Origin of the sequence: Methanosphaera sp. WGK6 (assembly GCF_001729965.1) — an archaeon.
In the GTDB taxonomy this organism is placed as follows: Archaea; Methanobacteriota; Methanobacteria; order Methanobacteriales; family Methanobacteriaceae; genus Methanosphaera.
Genome location: NZ_JRWK01000005.1, coordinates 42,764 through 61,323, shown reverse-complemented (window position 1 = coordinate 61,323; position 18,560 = coordinate 42,764). Strand labels below are relative to the sequence as shown.

At 27.1% G+C, this 18,560-nt stretch carries 19 protein-coding genes; 8 read left to right on the top strand and 11 right to left on the bottom strand.

Annotation, left to right across the window (positions count from 1 at the left end; translation table 11 throughout):
- Positions 1–18: 18 nt before the first annotated feature.
- From purM to NL43_RS08430, 7 genes are all read right to left on the bottom strand, one after another.
- Positions 19–1,047 (bottom strand): phosphoribosylformylglycinamidine cyclo-ligase, encoded by a 1,029-nt coding sequence (gene purM / locus NL43_RS03705; RefSeq protein WP_069592704.1) that lies wholly within the window; start codon positions 1,045–1,047, stop codon positions 19–21.
- A 320-nt stretch (positions 1,048–1,367) separates the two neighbouring features.
- Positions 1,368–3,266: a beta-CASP ribonuclease aCPSF1 gene (locus NL43_RS03700; protein WP_371325641.1), complete on the bottom strand. Its 1,899-nt coding sequence runs from the start codon at positions 3,264–3,266 to the stop codon at positions 1,368–1,370.
- Positions 3,267–3,756: 490 nt separating this feature from the next.
- Positions 3,757–4,377 carry an archaeal proteasome endopeptidase complex subunit beta gene (gene psmB, locus NL43_RS03695; protein ID WP_069592702.1) on the bottom strand — a complete coding sequence of 207 codons (621 nt, stop codon included), beginning with the start codon at positions 4,375–4,377 and terminating at the stop codon, positions 3,757–3,759.
- A gap of 303 nt (positions 4,378–4,680) precedes the next feature.
- Positions 4,681–5,538 carry an Mrp/NBP35 family ATP-binding protein gene (locus NL43_RS03690; protein WP_069592701.1) on the bottom strand — a complete coding sequence of 286 codons (858 nt, stop codon included), beginning with the start codon at positions 5,536–5,538 and terminating at the stop codon, positions 4,681–4,683.
- Positions 5,539–5,783: 245 nt separating this feature from the next.
- The gene (locus tag NL43_RS03685) at positions 5,784–6,692 is read right to left on the bottom strand and encodes a methanogenesis marker 7 protein (RefSeq protein WP_069592700.1); all 909 of its coding nucleotides are present in this window, start codon (positions 6,690–6,692) and stop codon (positions 5,784–5,786) included.
- The gene (locus NL43_RS03680; RefSeq protein ID WP_069592699.1) at positions 6,677–7,201 is read right to left on the bottom strand and encodes a hypothetical protein; all 525 of its coding nucleotides are present in this window, start codon (positions 7,199–7,201) and stop codon (positions 6,677–6,679) included. The genes NL43_RS03685 and NL43_RS03680 overlap by 16 nt, the downstream gene beginning before the upstream one ends.
- Before the next feature lie 149 nt (positions 7,202–7,350).
- A complete protein-coding gene (locus tag NL43_RS08430) occupies positions 7,351–7,515 on the bottom strand; it encodes a hypothetical protein (RefSeq protein WP_241776213.1) in 165 nt (54 codons plus the stop codon).
- On the opposite strand from NL43_RS08430, the gene comB reads away from it, so the two are divergent.
- Genes comB through NL43_RS03665 form a run of 3 tightly spaced genes read left to right on the top strand, consistent with a single transcriptional unit; the run spans position 7,439 to position 9,667 of the window.
- Positions 7,439–8,095, top strand: a complete 657-nt coding sequence (comB, locus tag NL43_RS03675; RefSeq protein ID WP_371325642.1) for a 2-phosphosulfolactate phosphatase — start codon at positions 7,439–7,441, stop codon at positions 8,093–8,095. The two genes, NL43_RS08430 and comB, sit on opposite strands and share 77 nt — an antisense overlap.
- Before the next feature lie 25 nt (positions 8,096–8,120).
- On the top strand, positions 8,121–9,434 hold the full coding sequence (locus NL43_RS03670; protein WP_084790390.1) for a TraB/GumN family protein: 1,314 nt from the start codon (positions 8,121–8,123) through the stop codon (positions 9,432–9,434).
- Positions 9,435–9,451: 17 nt separating this feature from the next.
- Positions 9,452–9,667 (top strand): DUF1922 domain-containing protein, encoded by a 216-nt coding sequence (locus tag NL43_RS03665; protein WP_069592697.1) that lies wholly within the window; start codon positions 9,452–9,454, stop codon positions 9,665–9,667.
- Here NL43_RS03665 and NL43_RS03660 read toward each other — a convergent pair.
- Both NL43_RS03660 and NL43_RS03655 read right to left on the bottom strand, forming a co-directional pair.
- Entirely contained in the window at positions 9,662–10,516 is an 855-nt protein-coding gene (locus NL43_RS03660; protein WP_084790389.1) for a TIGR00269 family protein, read from the bottom strand. The two genes, NL43_RS03665 and NL43_RS03660, sit on opposite strands and share 6 nt — an antisense overlap.
- 55 nt (positions 10,517–10,571) lie before the next feature.
- Positions 10,572–11,663, bottom strand: a complete 1,092-nt coding sequence (locus NL43_RS03655; protein WP_069592695.1) for a DegT/DnrJ/EryC1/StrS aminotransferase family protein — start codon at positions 11,661–11,663, stop codon at positions 10,572–10,574.
- Positions 11,664–11,995: 332 nt separating this feature from the next.
- Between NL43_RS03655 and NL43_RS03650 the strand changes: the two genes are divergently transcribed.
- A complete protein-coding gene (locus tag NL43_RS03650) occupies positions 11,996–13,168 on the top strand; it encodes a tRNA (guanine(10)-N(2))-dimethyltransferase (protein ID WP_069592694.1) in 1,173 nt (390 codons plus the stop codon).
- Between the two features lie 55 nt (positions 13,169–13,223).
- Here the strand turns inward: NL43_RS03650 and NL43_RS03645 are convergent, their stop codons facing one another.
- Positions 13,224–13,916, bottom strand: a complete 693-nt coding sequence (locus tag NL43_RS03645; protein WP_069592693.1) for a hypothetical protein — start codon at positions 13,914–13,916, stop codon at positions 13,224–13,226.
- Between the two features lie 632 nt (positions 13,917–14,548).
- Between NL43_RS03645 and NL43_RS03640 the strand changes: the two genes are divergently transcribed.
- The 4 genes from NL43_RS03640 (at position 14,549) to cofG (ending at position 17,833) form a co-directional block, all read left to right on the top strand.
- The gene (locus NL43_RS03640; protein ID WP_084790388.1) at positions 14,549–15,058 is read left to right on the top strand and encodes an Lrp/AsnC family transcriptional regulator; all 510 of its coding nucleotides are present in this window, start codon (positions 14,549–14,551) and stop codon (positions 15,056–15,058) included.
- A 234-nt stretch (positions 15,059–15,292) separates the two neighbouring features.
- Positions 15,293–16,231, top strand: coding sequence for a GTP cyclohydrolase MptA (mptA, locus tag NL43_RS03635; RefSeq protein WP_069592692.1), 939 nt, complete (start codon positions 15,293–15,295; stop codon positions 16,229–16,231).
- A 13-nt stretch (positions 16,232–16,244) separates the two neighbouring features.
- Positions 16,245–16,697 carry a DUF2120 family protein gene (locus NL43_RS03630; protein WP_069592691.1) on the top strand — a complete coding sequence of 151 codons (453 nt, stop codon included), beginning with the start codon at positions 16,245–16,247 and terminating at the stop codon, positions 16,695–16,697.
- A gap of 41 nt (positions 16,698–16,738) precedes the next feature.
- Positions 16,739–17,833, top strand: a complete 1,095-nt coding sequence (cofG, locus tag NL43_RS03625; RefSeq protein WP_069592690.1) for a 7,8-didemethyl-8-hydroxy-5-deazariboflavin synthase subunit CofG — start codon at positions 16,739–16,741, stop codon at positions 17,831–17,833.
- Here cofG and NL43_RS03620 read toward each other — a convergent pair.
- Positions 17,826–18,557 carry a class I SAM-dependent methyltransferase family protein gene (locus tag NL43_RS03620; protein ID WP_069592689.1) on the bottom strand — a complete coding sequence of 244 codons (732 nt, stop codon included), beginning with the start codon at positions 18,555–18,557 and terminating at the stop codon, positions 17,826–17,828. The two genes, cofG and NL43_RS03620, sit on opposite strands and share 8 nt — an antisense overlap.
- Positions 18,558–18,560: the final 3 nt, after the last annotated feature.

Sequence of the window (18,560 nt, the reverse complement as noted above, 5' to 3'; positions counted from 1 at the left end):
TCTCCTTAGTATTTATGGTTATAATTCTATGTTTTCATTGTCATGTGTGGTAATTAACACACGATTATCTTTGTCTTCTTTGATTTTACCAATAATATATGCATCATGATATTTATTAAGTAATTCTAATGCTTGTTCTTGGTATTGTTTATCTAGTATTACTGTAAATCCAATTCCCATATTAAATACATGATACATTTCTTTATTTTCAATACCTGTTGCTTGTATTGCTTTAAAAACAGGTAATGGTTCTGGTAAATTATCTATGATATAAGTCATATCATGATTTAATCTTTTTAAGTTACTGAATCCTCCACCTGTAATATGGCCTAATCCGTGTACTTCAATATCAGAATTTAATAATTCTATAATTGGATCCACATAAATTATTGTAGGTTCAAGTAATGCTTCTCCAACTGTTATATTATTATTAGTTGGTAATTTGTCATTTACATCATAGTTTGCTATGTCAAGTAATGCTTTTCTAGCTAAACTTAATCCATTACTATGAACTCCACTACTTGCAATACCAATAATAACATCACCATCTTTTATATCAGTACCCGTTACTATTTTATCTTTATCAACAGTACCAATTCCAGTACCTGCAAGATCAAAATCTTTAATTATTTTTGGTAAAGAAGCTGTTTCACCACCAATCATTGCTATTTTTGCTTGTTGACAACCTACTTTTAAACCTTTACCTATTTCACTTGCAATTTCAGGGTCTGGTTGTTCTACTGCTAAATAATCAACCATAGCTATAGGTTCTGCACCTACACATAAAATATCGTTAACAACCATAGCAATACAATCAATACCTACAGTATCAAATTTATTCATTAAATTTGCTATTAATATTTTACTTCCAACACCATCAGTACTCATAGCTATTGCACGTGACCCGAAATCAACCAATGCTGCAAAATGTCCTTTATTTTTTATAATATTTCTGTACTCTAGTGTTTCAGAGAGTTCTCCAGTTAGTGCACGTACAGTTTGTTCTTCTAAACTAATATCTACACCTGCTTCAGAATATGTAACCATTATTTCACCTATAACTTTATTGATTTTTTCATTTTTTTAAATTAATTTATTATATATAATTTATTCATGTCTTATTTTATAATAGGTTATATTATATTAACTTGAATAATGTTATTTTAGATATTTTAAGACATTAATATAAATTTTTATAATAGTTATCTTGTTTCATAAAAAGAAAATTATATTTTATTATAATTTTTTGATTTAGTTATAATGTATATATCTTTTTTTTAATTCTTAAATATTAATCTATTTTTTTTATTTTTTCTTTTAAAAAATAAGTTGAAAATGGGGGTGAATTTTGAGAGAGTTCCTTTTTTTTATTGTAATCTTGTAGTTTCCAGATTCATAGGAGTTTTTGTTTCAATTTTATATGATCTGTAAATACTACTTGCAAGATCTAATGCTTTATATGCATCTCCGTGACATACTAATATTTTATCAGGTTTAGGAGATAATCTTCTCACATATTCCATTAATTGTTTACGGTCACTATGACCACTAAATCCATCAATTGTTATTGTTTCAAGATTTACTTGGAATAGTTGCATTACTCCATCTTTTTCTAAAGGTACTTCTTCAAATCCTTTTTGTATTCTACGACCAAGTGATCCTTCTGATTGATATCCTACAAAGATTATTGCATTTTTCTCATCTTCACATAATTCTTTGAAGTATTCTACGGAGTTACCACCAGTTAACATACCTGAAGTTGATAATATAATACATGGCTCAGGATTATCAATTAATTTACGTCTTTGTTGATTGTTTGTAACTTTTTTAAATACTTCTGATGTGAATGGATTTTTACCTATATGGAATATTTGATCTCTTAAATCATTACTTAAGTATTCTGGGTGTGCTGTATGTATTGCTGTAGCTTCCCAAATCATACCATCAATATATACAGGTACATCTTTAAGAATTCCATGATTTATGTATTCTTCAAGTACAATCATAATTTCTTGTGCACGTCCTACTGCAAATACAGGGATGAGTATTTTTCCACCTCTGTTTAGGGTATTATATATTGTTTTAATTAATTCTTTTTCAGCAGTATTACGTGTTGGTGTTATATCTTCATGTCCTCCATATGTACTTTCCATCACCATTGATTCAATACGTGGGAATCTAGTCACTGAAGGTTCGAGTAATCTACTTTTCTCGTTTTTAAAGTCTCCTGTATATACAAAGTTGTGTTTACCATTTCCTATATGTAAATGTGCCATTGCTGATCCTACAATATGTCCTGCATTATGTAATGTTAATCTTATATCTGGTGAAATATCAGTTACTTCTCCATAATCTAATGTAATTGTTTTATTTATTGTTTCTTTCACATCTTTTATATTAAATGGCAATGGTTTATCTTCTCTGTGGGATATATCTAGATGGTCTTGTTGTAGAAGAGTCATCATATCTCTTGTTGGTGTAGTACAATATGTTGGTCCATCATATCCATAGTGATATAAGTATGGTACAAATCCAGTATGGTCTAAGTGTGCATGAGTGACAATAACTGCATCAAGTGTACTTAAGTTGAATTCTGGTACATTTAAATAGGGAAATGCTGTTTTTTCATCTACTCCCGCTACATTAACTCCACAATCTAATATAACTTTACTATTAGGTGTTTGTAAGAATAAACATGAACGTCCAACTTCTCTAAATCCTCCAAGGGATGTTAAACGAACCCAATCATTGTCAAATGAGGCTTCACGATGGATTCTTTTTCCGAGTTGTTGTAAGAATTCTTTTCTTTCTTTACTGTTTCTTCTTAATGTTAATCTAATTCTTTGAACAGTTTCTGATGTAATTGGGGGTGTTCTTAATATTTTTGGAGCCCATCCTGTTTGTTTTACAATTTCACGTGAAGTTGCACCATATTTTCCAATAACAAGTCCTGGTTTTCTAGATTCTATGATAACTTCACAAGTAACTTCATCAAATGAAATATCTGTAATATTAGCATCTGAGGGTACAATTTCTTCTATTTTTTCAATGGTTTCTGTTGGGTCTAGAAGTACTGATTTATCTGATCTTATTATTATACGTTTTCTAATATCTTTAGCTAAATCTCTTATTATATTTCCATTATCTTTGATTATTTCAGGATTTTTTGTATATATAACAATTTCAGGTCCTTCAAATTCAACTTTTGCTAGTTTTACTTTCTCTGGTAAATATTCAGTAATTTTTTCTGTGATCTCTTCAATCATACTCATAATTATCACTCTCTCATATTGTTCATAGTTTCTTTTTTTAAAATTATAGAAACTTTTATTTTTAATTATAAGTTTTTTTCTTACTTTAATTAGCTATATTTAGTTAATTCTTAGAGTTTAGTAAAATTGAAAAAAAATTAATAATTTTATTTCTCTGTCATAATTCGTGTTTTATTGATAAATTCAAGTATAACTAGTATAATATGTAGGTTAAATATTATTAAAATTTGAATTATATCGTTTTATTATCTTATTACTTTCTTTAAAATTAAGTTTCATTTATTTATACAGATTTAATTTTATAATAATTAGCGTATGTAGTTAAATTCTTGTATAAATTAATTTGCTATTAAATTATCAAATTTATTGAAAGCAATTTTTTAAAAATAATTAATAATTAATTTGTTTTAACTTATATATAACTTTTTTATTAAGTTGGTATAATATTTTAATATTTTAAAAAAAAGAAGAAGAGGTATATTATTTATATTTGTGCTTTTATTTCAGCAATTTCTTCTTCAGTATATATTTTCATTCCATCTTTTGTAATGGTTCCTAATCTGTAACCATTTCCAGAGTAAACGTCACGTTCCATTGCTGATGTAATTGCTTTAATTGCTACTTTTTTACCTTCTTCAACTGTTAAATCTTCAGTGTATCTGTCTTCAAGTACTCCAAAAGCATATGGTGATCCAGAACCTGTTGCAGTACATTTTTCTTCCATGTAACTTCCACTTGGATCTAATGAGTATAATTTTGCACCATTTTTATCTACTCCACCAAGAATAGTTTGTACATAATATTGTCCTGATTTTAGTATGTTACTTGTTAAAACAGCAACTGCATCCATAGACATTTCTTTTTCGTTTCTTAATTCATATAATGTAATTTCAGCACTGATTATGTCCATTAATGATTGTGCATGTGATACTGTTCCTGCTATGGTAGCTCCAATCCTATCATTTAATTGGAAAAGTTTTTCGGCTCCTTTGTTTGCAACTAAACTACCCATAGTAGCACGAGTTTCTGTTGCTAAAACAACACCATCTTTACATACAAATCCTACGGTGGTTGTTCCTTTAACATCTTTATCTGATTGGTTCATTATTTACACCTCATTTATCTTAATTTAGTGATTATTTTTATATTACTTTTATTGATAATATCTTTGATTTTTCTAATGATATCTCTTTTAATTTTTCTTTTTAGATATTTTCAATTTAAAGTATTCTTGTTATTATTTCTTCAATTTTTTTTATTTACTTTGGTATGGTAATATTTTATTAATTTTATTTTATATACTTTTGGTTATTAAAATATATTTCAATATAAATAATTATGGTTTAGGCTGGTATAATTTTAAATAATTTATTTTTTTAAAAAAAAGAATTAAAGATTAATTTTAAAACTAATCTTTTGTCATATATTTTGCCTTAATTTCTTCAGCAATTTTCATAAATCCTTCTGATGCTTTAGATTCTGGTTCGGATTTAACAATAGGTACTTCATATTTATCAGCAGCTTCAGATACGCTGGTCCTAAATGGTAAATCACCTAAATAATCAACATCCATAGCTTCAGCAAATTCTTTACCTTTGCTTTCTCCGAAAAGGTTTATTTTTTTGTTACAATCAGGACATTCGAAGTAAGACATGTTTTCTACTAGGCCAATATTTTTAATATCTAACATTTTAGTCATACTGACACATTTAACAACATCTTCTTCAGAAACTGAACTTGGAGTTGTAACCATAATTGCTGCATCTAAATCTGGAATCATTTGTAAAACAGTTAAAGGTTCGTCACCAGTGCCTGGAGGGTTATCAAAAATCATAACATCAAGATTACTCCATGCAACATCAGATATTAATTGTTTAATTGCTCCTGTTTTTTGTGGACCTCTCCAAATAATAGGTGAACCATTATTTTCAATTAAGAAAGCCATTGATGCAACGAGAATACCATCATCAGTTTCAACAGGTATTAATTTATTACCTTTAACATTTAATTTTTCATTTTCAATACCTAACATTTTAGGTACATTAGGTCCGTGAATATCCACATCATAGATAGCAGTTTTTAATCCCATAGCATTAAATGCTTGAGCTAAATTAACAGCTACTGTAGATTTTCCTACTCCACCTTTACCACTCATAACAGCAATTTTATATTTAATATTTGCTAAATTACGAGTTATATTAATATTTTGTTCAATTATAGCTTTTTTATCTTCATCAGATAAATTTGCTCCATGTTCATGTGCCATTAGTTATAACTCCTTTAGTAAATAGTAACTATTTTTCTATACTATTCACATATTTATATAAAAATCGTATTATTTTCTTTCTTATAATATTCTATATATTAAAGTTATATGTTGCTATCTTATAAAATTAATTAATATTTATTATCCTAATTAGTTACCAGTATAGCTCTATATATTAATAATCAAAATAAATTAAAAAAAAATTAGAAAAATGGAAGGGAAATAGAATTAAAGAAAATAATATTTTATATAATTGCTGTTTCAGGAAGTATTTTAACTAAAATATGGTCATACATTTTAGATTTTTTAATTTCAGCAATATCACCTAATCTATATCCTTCAACAACCACATTTTCAATTTCTTCATGGAACTTATCATATGGAAGTTTCACACGAACTCCATCTAGTTGACTTACAATAGCCATTGGTGAGTTAACATGTTCTACTTCAGGAACATTTCTTTCAATTGCAATTTTAACAATAACTGGTGATATTATCAATGGATCATCATTTAAATCTTCTTTTTGTTTTGAAATTATTGTTTCAGCAGTATTGGCTAATTTTCTTAAAGCTCTTATATTTTCTCCACGTTTAAGTCGACGAGGAATTCTTCCAAAACCTTCAATGTAAGCATTAGCATTTATTTCATCTGCATCTATTACAGGACTACCTGTTACAATAACAGGAATGTTAATATCTTCAAATAAAAATTTCTTTTTACGAATACATTCTTCAAAACTACCTAAAGAAAAAATAGCAAGATCATGTTCTTCAATAAGATCTTTTTCTTCTTTATTTATTTGTGCAATACCTTTTCCAGCACCTCTTGCAAGTCCAATCATATTTGTTTTAGTACCATATCTTCTCATATATTCAGCAATATCACAAGCAGCATGAGGAAGATGTTGATGTGCAAGAGTTGGTGAAACTACAGCTATTTCAGTACTGGCTAGAGGTGATACTTCAACAGCACCTAATAATTCCTTAGCTTTTTTTTCAATTTTATCAGTATCCTCAGATGGAATTGCTATAGTTAAAGTTATATCAAGTTGTGATTCATTTTTCTGTAAAATAAATCCACCTAAATCTTCAATTAACTCTTCCATTTCATAATGTTTATGAACTCCACCTGTATAGGTCATTGTTTCATACATAATTTATTCTCCAGTAATTCATATCTTTCTTTAATTCTTTGAATAATATTCTTTGATACATTTTTATGTGAAGGAATTATAATGACATTATCATTATCTTCTAATTCAATATTCATATAATCAGGTAAAACTATGAAATCATAATCTACATTACTAATTATATAACCCATATCAGAAACAATATCTTTTAAAAAATTACTATATACTTTAACTTTAGTATTATTTCTACTACTTTGTTTATTAATATTAGTATTAATTAATTCTGTAATTTTTTCTATTTCATCTATATTAGCGGATGTATTGAATTTATCTTCTAAAATACGTATACTTTCATATAACTGTGAATATGTATTTAATTTAATAGCGATTGTTGGAATATCTGTTTTTGTTTCAGAAAGTAATACAGCAATATCTGCATCATTTATATCTGTTGGTTTTACAACAGAATATTCTTTCACACCAGCTATTTTCAAAGCATCTTCACACATAGGAGTGGTAATAATTTTCATAGTATTCACCAAAGAGTATAATTTTTTTCTTATATTATTATATGTTGAATTTAGTATTTCTATTATACATATTATTATAATTAATTAAAAATAAAACTATTAAATATTTAAATTAAAAAGGATAACTAAAAGATTTTAAGAATAATATTTTAAATTAGTTTAATCAAACAAAAATTATGGGGTGGTACTATAAAAATCGATGTTAAATTATATAATGCAAATACAACTGATGTAGCAATAGTCATAGATTTATTAAGAGCAAGTACAACAATAACAGTAGCATTAAATAATTTTAAAGAAATAATTCCAGTCAATGATATAGAAAAAGCATTTAAACTAAAAGAAAAATATAATGCAGTTCTAGCTGGTGAAAAAAAAGTTCTAAAATTAGATAAATTCGATGTATCTAATTCACCATACTATATTCAAAACTTCAAAGGAAATACATTAATCCTAAAAACAACCAATGGAACAAAAGTACTAGAAAATATGCAAAACAACAATAAAAATGCAGATATATTAATTGGATCATCAATCAATGCTAAAGCAATTGCTGAAAAATCATTAGAAATGGCAGAAGATGAAATTCAATTAATCATGGCTGGTAGACATCAAAATTTCACAATAGAAGATGGGATAGGTGCTGGAATAATAATTAATGAAATAGTAAACCTTGCAAAAATAAAAGAAATACCTCTAGATATCACAGAATCAGGTCAAGTAGCTCAAATGATAGCAGAAGATCATAAAATAGCTCAAGATTTAATATATACATCAAACAGTGCAGATATATTACGATCACTAGGATATCCAGAAGATATAGATGTATGTGCTAAAATCAATGAATCGAATATAGTGCCAATTTATAAAAATAATAAAATAACTCAATTATAATAATTCTCAATCATCAGGTGATACTATGACTAATGAAAATATGAACATGGATAATATTCCTAAAAGAATCTTTATCAAACCACCTATTGTACATTTACCTAAAAATATTCCTAAAATTTCTGATAATGAAGCAATAGATAATGCTGAGGAAATAATTGAACCTATACATGAACCATCCTTAGAAATAATTGGAACTGCACACATATCTGATAAAAGTATAGATACAGTAAGAGAAGTAATATATGATAAAAAACCAGAAATAGTAGCTATTGAATTAGATGCAGGTAGATTTCAAAACTTAATTGATGAAATGAATGGAATTAAAAGAGAACAAAACTTTGATTTAAAAAATATATTGAAATCATCAAATCTAACTGTTACAATAGTAAGTCTATTTCTATCAAATATGCAAAAGAGAATGGGTGAGGAAGTAGGAGTAAAACCTGGTTCTGAAATGTTAGAAGCATATAAAATTGCAAAAGAAGTAAATGCAGATATTGCATTAATTGATAGAAATATTCAAACAACATTTAAGAGGACATTAGATGGGATGAGTTTAAGAGAAAAACTATCATTTGTCTGGGAATTAATAAAATCATACTTAATAAGTGATGATGAAGAAGAAGAGTTATTTAAAGAAGAAGTAGAACATCTAAAACAAGATGATGTAATTATAGAAGTTATGGATTATTTTAAAGAAACATCCCCTGGTGGATACAATGCCCTAGTTCATGAACGTGATGCATATATGGCATATAATTTAAAAAGTTTAGAAGATAAAAATGTTGTAGCAGTAGTAGGGGCTGGACATAAAAATGGAATAATGGACTATTTAAAAAAACCGAGTACGATACCACCCATTGAGTCAATTAATACAGTAAAAGAATCAAAAATATCCTTTATAAAAATAATTCTCTATCTAATACCTGTATTATTTATTGTAATGTTCATAGGAGCTTTCATGCAAGGTATTAATATTCAAGGAGGAATAATAAACTACTTAATTTTTGCTTGTGGTGGAGCATTCATTGGTTCATTATTATCTGGATCAAAAATACAATCGGCTCTTGTGGGTATGGTTGTAGCACCAATTACGATAATACATCCATTATTGGCTGCAGGATGGTTTTCAGGAATTGTTGAAGGAAAATTAAGACATGTGGGAGTAAATGATTTAACAGAACTATCAAATTTCGAGTCATTCAAAGATTTATGGCATAATTCCTTATTTAGAGTGATTTTAGTAGTTCTTGGAACAAATATTGGATGTACAGTTGGATTTCTATTAACATTAAATAATGTGTTTTTACCCTATGTGAATATAGTCTTTGGAATTTAAATTAAAAAGTGAGTGTTATGGTATATTATATATTTAGGTGTGATTGTGGAAGAGTACTATACTCTAAGGATATTTATAAAACCAAGAAATGTACTTGTGGAAAAACATTAACTGTTAAGAAAAGAAGAATTTTTAAAACAGTAGATACAATGGAACAAGCAACAGAAGCAGTTCAAGATATGCAAGAGGAGATATATGGGGGGTCTTGTTTTAAAACAGCAGATAAACTATAATTTATTTTTTATTTCTTCTGTCATTACACATGCTTTACATGGGCTTTTAGCAGTAGCTTGTCCACAAAGTTCACAAGTGGTTAATTGTACTTCTTTAGATGGTAGTTTAAATGTTTTTTTAAATGAATTAAATATATTTTTCTTAATACCTTTTTCTTTTTCTTCTAGTTTATTTAAGTATAATTTAACATCACTTCTTAGAGAAGTAACAGAATATGGGCATTCTTCATCATGAATTGGTATATTATTTACAACACACCATATTCCCACATCTTTTTCAGGTAACTGCCATAATGGTTTTATTCGTGGAACCATATTTTTATGAATTCTATTTAGTGCGGGTGTAAATTTTGGAAATTTATTTTGATCGTTTCTAGCAAAAGTCATTAAAAATGATTGAATTTCATCATCCATATTATGTCCTGTAGCAATTTTATCACAATGATACATATCTGATATCTTATTTAGTAAATATCTTCTATAAACTCCACAGGGCATACATGTACTTTTATATAAATCATGAATTTCATCTAGGGAATAACCCCATTCATCTTTAAATGAATGAATTACAAGGGAAATATCTAAGTTTTCACAATTTTCTTTAGCAGAATTTATTCCTTGTTCTCTGTAATCACAAATTCCCTCATCAATACAAACAGCTTTTATTTCAAAATTTATATCTGCTTCTTGTTGGTATTGATGTAACATATGTAATGTGAGAATACTGTCTTTTCCACCAGATACTCCAATCATAACTTTATCATTATCTTCAATTAATTTGTAGTTAGTAATTGTATTGAAAACATTATTCTTAACATATTCATTAAATTTTTCTGGTTCTATTTTCATAATAAAACATTTTCCTTAGATTTAATATAAAAAGAGTAAAAAGAAGGGAGGTTAATTATAGTAGTTCTTCAGAACCTTTTTTAACAGTTTCTATAATTGTATCAAGTTCTTCAGTAGTTAATGAAGGATGTACTGGGAGTGAAATAACCTGACTTGCAGCTTTTTCAGCTTCAGGACAATTACCTGTAATTCCTAGTGTTTGATAATATGGTTGTTTGTATAATACAATTGGATAATGAATACCAGTTCCAATTTCATTATCAGTTAAATATTGTTTAAAATTATCTCTATCTTTAGATACTCTTATAGTGTATTGGTGGAATACATGAGTAACATTATCTGCAGTATATGGTGTGGTTATACCTTCAACATCAGCTAATCCTTCATTAAGATATGATGCATTTTCATTTCTTTTTCTATTGAATTCATCAATATGTTTAAGTTGTATTAATCCGATACTAGCTGCAATATTAGTCATACGGTAGTTGTAACCAAGTAATGATTGTTCATATCTTTTACTTTCACCATGTGCTCTTATCATTCCTGATTTTTCAGCTAAATCATCATCATTGGTTGTAACCATTCCACCTTCTCCAGTGGTCATATTTTTTGTTGGATAGAAACTAAAACAACCTAAATCACCAATACTTCCTATTTTTTTCCCATGATATACAGCACCATGTGCTTGAGCTGCATCTTCAATAACTTTTAAATCATGTTTTTCAGCAATTTCCATGATTGGATCCATATCTGCTGGCTGTCCGTATAAATGAACTGGCATTATTGCTTTAGTTTTATCTGTTATTTTTTCTTCTATTTTTTCTGGGTCAAGATTAAATGTTTTTGGATTTATATCTGCATATACTGGTGTTGCTTGGGAATATAATATTGAATTGGATGTTGCTGCAAATGTAAATGGTGTTGTAATTATTTCATCACCTGGTTTAATGTCTGCAGCAATTAATGCTGTATGTAGTGCTGTTGTTCCAGAAGTAGTAGCAATTCCATATTTTGCTTCAACATATTTTGCAAATTCATTTTGGAATTCTTCTACTTTTGAACCTTGAGCTAACATACCTGATTTTAAAACTTCAGTTACTGCTTCTATTTCTTCATCACTGATTATTGGTTTTGCTATATTTATCATATAATTCCCCTTTTATTTTATTATTCATTTTTTATTGATGATAATTGTTAATTATAATAAAAATAATTGTTTATATTAATTTTAACTTTTTTTAATCTAAGTAATAATAATGATTACTTATTTGAATTTTAAGTTCTGTTTTAATATTTTTAATTTAATCTATAAGAATATTAGTATTATTCATTTTTAGTTTGTAGTTATTTAATTTTAATTATTTCACTATTCTTGTATTTTAATTCTAAATTACCTAATTTTTTTTATATCTAAATAATATAATAGAATAATATAGATTTTAATAATTTAATATTTTAATTATTTAGGACGTAACATGAATGGATACACATATTATTGAAGAAGGATTAGTTAAAATAGAAGTGCCTGATTTTGAAAAAGTATCAGCAAAGGCACCTGTATTTTATAATCCTGTAATGGAAATGAATAGGGATATATCGGTTGTAGTAATTAATCAGTATAGAAAAGAAGTAGATCATGATATTTCGATATGTGATGCTTTTGGAGGAACAGGTATTAGAGGTGCAAGATATTCTAAAGAAATACCTGGTGTTGAAAGTGTTGTGGTAGGTGATGTAAATCCATTAGCAGTAGAAATAGCTAAAAAGAATATGGAACTTAATGGCATTTCAAATGTGGATGTTCAAAAAAATGATGCTAATATACTATTACAATCCAATAAGGGATTATTTGATGTTGTGGATATAGATCCATTTGGAACACCTGCAATGTTTATTCAATCAACTGCTGCAAATATTAGGCCTGGTGGATTAATATGTATAAGTGCAACAGATACTTCAGCTTTATGTGGAACTTATCATGATCCTTGTCTTAGAAAGTATGGTGCAGAGCCTCAAAAAACAGAGTATTGTCATGAAAATGGGATAAGAATATTAGCAGCATCAATTGCAAGAAATCTTGCAGTTAATCAAAAATATTTACATATACTATTTTCACATAGTACTGAACATTATATGAGAATTTATGCAATTGTAAAAAGAGGAGGTAAAAAGACAAATGAATCTCTTGATAATATTGGATTTATAGCTCATTGTCCAAATTGTTTACATAGAGAATTAATTCATGGGTATGCACCAACTATTCCTGAGAGTTGTCCAAATTGTGAGGGTAAATATGATGTGGCAGGACCATTATGGTTAGGTTCTATATGGGATAAAGATTTTTTAGGGAATATGATAAAAACTGCTGAAAATCTAGAATTAAATAAGAAAGATGAATTATTAAAGTTATTCAATAGTTGTTATGAGGAAGCAGAAGGGCCAGTAACTTTTTATGATATTCATAAAATCTGTAAGAAATTAAAAATAAGTTCACCTAAAATCAATGATGTTATTGATGAAATTAGAAGTAGGGGTTATTTTATTTCAAGAACTCATTTTAAATTAACAGGACTTAGAACAAATATGCCATTAGATGAATTAAAACAATTAATTCTTGATATAAAAGAAGAAAAACTAGGTGTTGAAGCTTAGTTCTATTCGAACTATTTTTTTTTAAAAAAATAATAAACTAGTAATTTTTACTAATTTATTCATAATTTAACATGTTATGTGTGTAATAATATTGTAATTCTGATGCATGTTGTATTTCATATGATCTGTATGGATTGTTAAAGTAAGGGAATATAGATCCTGTTGCAGCATGTAGAATTCCACCCATGTGACCAAATTGTTTACAACATACTTGGTAATATAATGGGAATCCACATCCTGGATTTACAAATATACTTCCTTGACGTACAGTTCCATGCCATACCATTGGCATAGGTCCTTCTTGACCATGTTCTGAAGCTAATTCCATTACTCTGGACCAGGCATCATCAAAATTATCATATATTTCACCATCTACTTTATAATTCCATTTATCGTCAGGTACACCATTTATACCATAATCTAATACTTGGTTCCAATCAATATTTACTTGAGCACCTGCAGTATCCATAAATGCCATTTCTATAATGTAAATATTTCCATTCATGAAATTTCTATAATTAGAACTACCTGCATAATGTAATACTATAGCACATTTGGAGCCATGTTCTTCAGCATATTGTGCTAAAAGATTTGCATGAACATGTTCTGGATACATGTCGGGATTTGCAATTTTTACAAAAGCTAAACGTCCTAGTGGTTCAACATCATCGGATGTTTGTTCAGATGTGACATAAACTAATCCTATAAGTAGAAAAATGATAATGATAAATGCTACATACCATTTCATTAATTTTCACCCTTTTGTTTTTAGGATTTATTTTATTAAATTTTAATCCTTATTATTATATGTATATATTTTTTTAACTTTTTAATCTTTTTTTTAATAATTTTACATGTAATCTATAATCAAAAATTTATTATAAAAAGTAATATTTTTGTTATAATCAGTTAATTTCTAGTGTAAACATAACTACAAAGAGGAATAATACTAATTTAAAAAGGAGATTACACCTAAAATGAGAAATATAATTAGATGAATCTAATGGATTTTACTGTTAGTAATATGTATTATTTCAACAATTGTTCATAATGTCTTATTATAAATATTTTTTTTTATTTTCCAATATTTGTTTAAGAAAAAAATAGTAGGTGTAATATATCTACTATGATTTTATTAGTTTTCCTATTTTTTTTACAATATATATTAGTTATTTAAGAGATATTGTTTTAAACAAATTTTTTTAACTAATAGTATATGTTTGTAAATAATTTATTCATTTAATTATTTTTTTGATTTTTTTCAAAAACTATATAAATATGGATAATTATAAGATAAGTTATCTATAGTTTCAATAGAATATAGGAAACTATAAATTAGAATTTTATTTAAAAAAATACGGATAATCAAAAGGGATTACTATGGATGACATGTATACTGAATATGGTGCAGAACCAGAAAATATGGCTTTATCTATGGATAATTTAGATAAACAAATATTAGAATTATTAAGTGATGATGGACGTAAGTCTTATAGGAAAATATCCAGAGAATTAGGAGTTTCAGTAGGAACTATTCATAATAGGGTTGATAAACTAACAAAATCTGGTATAATAAATAAGTTTGTTCCAGTAATTGATCATGAGAAATTAGGTTATACATTAACTGCAATCATAGGTTTAGAAATAAAAAGTGGAACAATAGCTTTTTTAGCTGATAAAGAAGAATTTAAAGATAATTTATTAGCAGTATATGATGTAACAGGACAATTTGATGGTATTATTGTTGCTAAATTTAAAAATACATTTGAATTAAATAAATTTATTAAATTATTATTAAAAGAAGAAATTGTTATTAGAACATATACACAAACAGTACTTAACATAGTCAAAGAAGAATTAAATTCATCTATGATTAATTTTGAAAGTTAATTTCTCAGACTTGTTATTTTTTCATAAGAATCATTAGATTCTTACTATTTTTTTTATTATCTTTTTTATTTTAGAATATATTTTATTCAATATCTACAAATCATATTTCTTTAAGAGTTATCTATGAATATTAAGAAAAAGATATTAAATTATAATTATCAATATAATAAAAAAAATTATTAATTTTCATGTTTTAATAAATTATTAAAAAAATAGAGGGGAGCGATTTAAATAATGTTAGTTCCAGAATTTCCAGATACTCAAGATAAACAACCTACTATTCCAATTTCATTAACTAGGGTAGGTGTTACAGGTGTAAAAAAACTATTAAAAATAAAAAGAGAAGATAAAAGACCTATTATTTTATTACCAACATTTAATGCGTTTGTGGATTTGCCAAGTACTCAGAAAGGAGTACATATGTCAAGAAATCCAGAAGTAATCTCTGAAATAGTAAATGAAATGGAGTATGAATCTGAAGTACATATGGAAACTATATGTGCGAATATTGTAAAAAAATTACTTGAAAAACATGAGTATGCAGTATGTGCAGAGACAGAAGCAAGAAGTGAATATATAATAAATAAGTTATCTCCTGTAACAAAAAGAAAAACTCAGGAAACAACTCAGATTATAGCAAAAGCTGTTGCATTAAAAGATGATGATGGTAATATTAAAATAAGAAAAATGATTGGTGCTGAAGTAGTTGGAATGACTGTTTGTCCATGTGCACAAGAATCTGTTGAGAAAGATTCAAAAGAGAAATTATTAGAATTTCTAGATGAAGAAACTACTGAAAAAGTATTAAATGTTGTAACATTTGCTTCACACAATCAAAGAGGAATAGGTACTATTCTTTTAGAAGTATCAGAACAACAAGAAGTAAATGTGGATGATTTAATAACAATTATTCAAAATGCAATGAGTTCTCCTGTTTGTGAAATTCTAAAACGACCTGACGAAAATAGAATTGTTACTAATGCTCATCAAAATCCTGTTTTTGTAGAAGATTGTGTTCGTAATATGGCAAAGGGTTTATTAGAAAAATATCCTGATTTACCAGATAATTCAACAGTAACAATCAAACAAGTAAATCAGGAAAGTATACATCAACATAATGCATATGCAGAAAAAACAGCATCTCTTGGTGAACTAAGAGAAGAGATTAATTAAAGAGGTATTTTTTATGGAAGTAATGGAGTTATCAAGACAAATAATGGATTATTTAGATGCATTCAAAGGTTCAAAACCAGTGGTTCATAATCCAGAGGCAATGATTATTAGAGGAACTTCTGGAACAAAATTAAAACCTGATGAAATAATTCCAAAAATAACAGATTTATTCAATGAATTAAATATTACAAAAGTGGAAGTTAATTCTGAAAAATCTAGGCAAATGATTGAACAAGTAGATGCAACATTTAGGAAAACAACTGAAGTTTTTGATGAATCAAATGGTGTTGCAGGAATTGAAAAATTAAAACACACATTTGAAATAACAGGTTTTGTAGCTGATTATTTAATGGGGCAAATAGAAGATATTGGAATTTATGTAGTTATGTGGATGGATAAATCAGGATTTGGACCAATGTTTGTAGAAACAATGGTTGTAAAATTACATCCACTTGAAGAAGATTAATTAATCTAATTTAATTTTTTTTTCAGAGGTTGATTTTCTTTATGACTTTATCTAAAACAGAAGCACGAAATATTTTAGATTTTAATCTGCCAGATATACTTAATTTACTTAAAAAAATCAATACAAATCGATTCAACAATAATATTACATTTTCAAGAAATGTTTTTCTACCTTTAACTCATATATGTCAAAATAATTGTGGTTATTGTACTTTTAAAGAAACTCCTGAAAATACTGATATTTTATTAATGAATCCTACTCAAGTTGATCAACAAATATTCAATGCTATAAATTACAAATGTACAGAAGCATTATTTACATTTGGTGAATCTGCAGATAAAAATGAATTAATTCAAGAAAAATTAAAAGAATATCATTGTGAAACAATGGTTGATTATGTGTATAAACTATCTAAAGCTACTTTAAATAATTATGACATACTGCCTCATACAAATATGGGCATTATATCTAAAGATCAACTTCATCAGCTAGCTAAAGTAAATGCATCAATGGGATTAATGCTAGAAACAACAAATAAATCTCTCTTAAAAACAATAGCACATAAAGATAGTCCTGGTAAAAATCCTAAAAAAAGAATAAATTATATTAAAAATGCTGGAAAAGAAAAAATACCATTTACAACAGGATTACTAATAGGAATTGGAGAATCAAAAGAAGATCATATTGACTCATTATTCGAAATCAAAAAATTACATGAAAAATATGGACACATACAAGAAATAATTATACAAAATTTCACACCAAAAAAAGGAATACCTATGGAAAATTATCCAGAACCACCCATCATTGACTTAATTAAATTAACAATATTATCTAATATAATGTTTCCTGATGTAAGTATACAAATACCACCCAATTTAAATCAAAAACTCATATCTATTTTTACAATAGCAGGGGCTGATGATCTTGGCGGAATATCTCCAATAACAAAAGATTATGTAAATCCTGATGCACCATGGCCAAAAATAGATGAAATAAAACAAGAATTAAACAGTATTAATTATAATCTAGTAGAAAGATTACCAGTATATAAAAAATATATTAATAAAAATTATTTAAGAGAAGAAGTTTATGAAAAAACAGTTAAACTTCAAAAACGAATTGAAACTAATTGACTTTTATATCTACAACCGTATGATAAACACCGGGAGAATATTTTTTAATAGAACGTTTATTCAAAACTTCTATTTCTCTATCTTGTTTTGCTGCAGCTTCTTTAACACGTTCAACTGGACGTGTAAATAGTATAGGTTCTGGTGTTGACTCATGATAATGAATAATACCTCCTTTTTTAAGATAACTTATTGCACTATCTAAGTAATGATGTGTTGTACCAATATAGCCCATCATAATTCTATCTGCAACATGATTAAAATCTTGAAGACCACAATCACCAAGAATTGGTTCAACAATATCTTCTACTTTGTTTAATTTAATATTTTCACATAGGAAATTATATGAAACTGGATTAATTTCTATAGCATAAATTTTATTCGGTTTCGAATGTACAGCCATAGGTATTGTAAAATAACCAATTCCTGCAAACATATCAATAATTGTTTCATTACTATCTGGTAATGTACTCATATGTTGACGCTCACCAGTATTACCCTTAGACCACATTACCTTCGCAACATCAATTTTAAATTTACAATAATTCTCTTTATGAATAGTTTCGGTACCTTCACCATAAATCATTTCAATGTCAGGTTCTCTTTTTTGGCCGTGTATTTGTCCGAGTTTTACAACTCTGTTAATGTAGGGAAACTTAATTAATTCCTCTAAATTATCTGGTTCTTTTTTAACGACCAATATATCTCCAATTAATTTACCTTTCATATA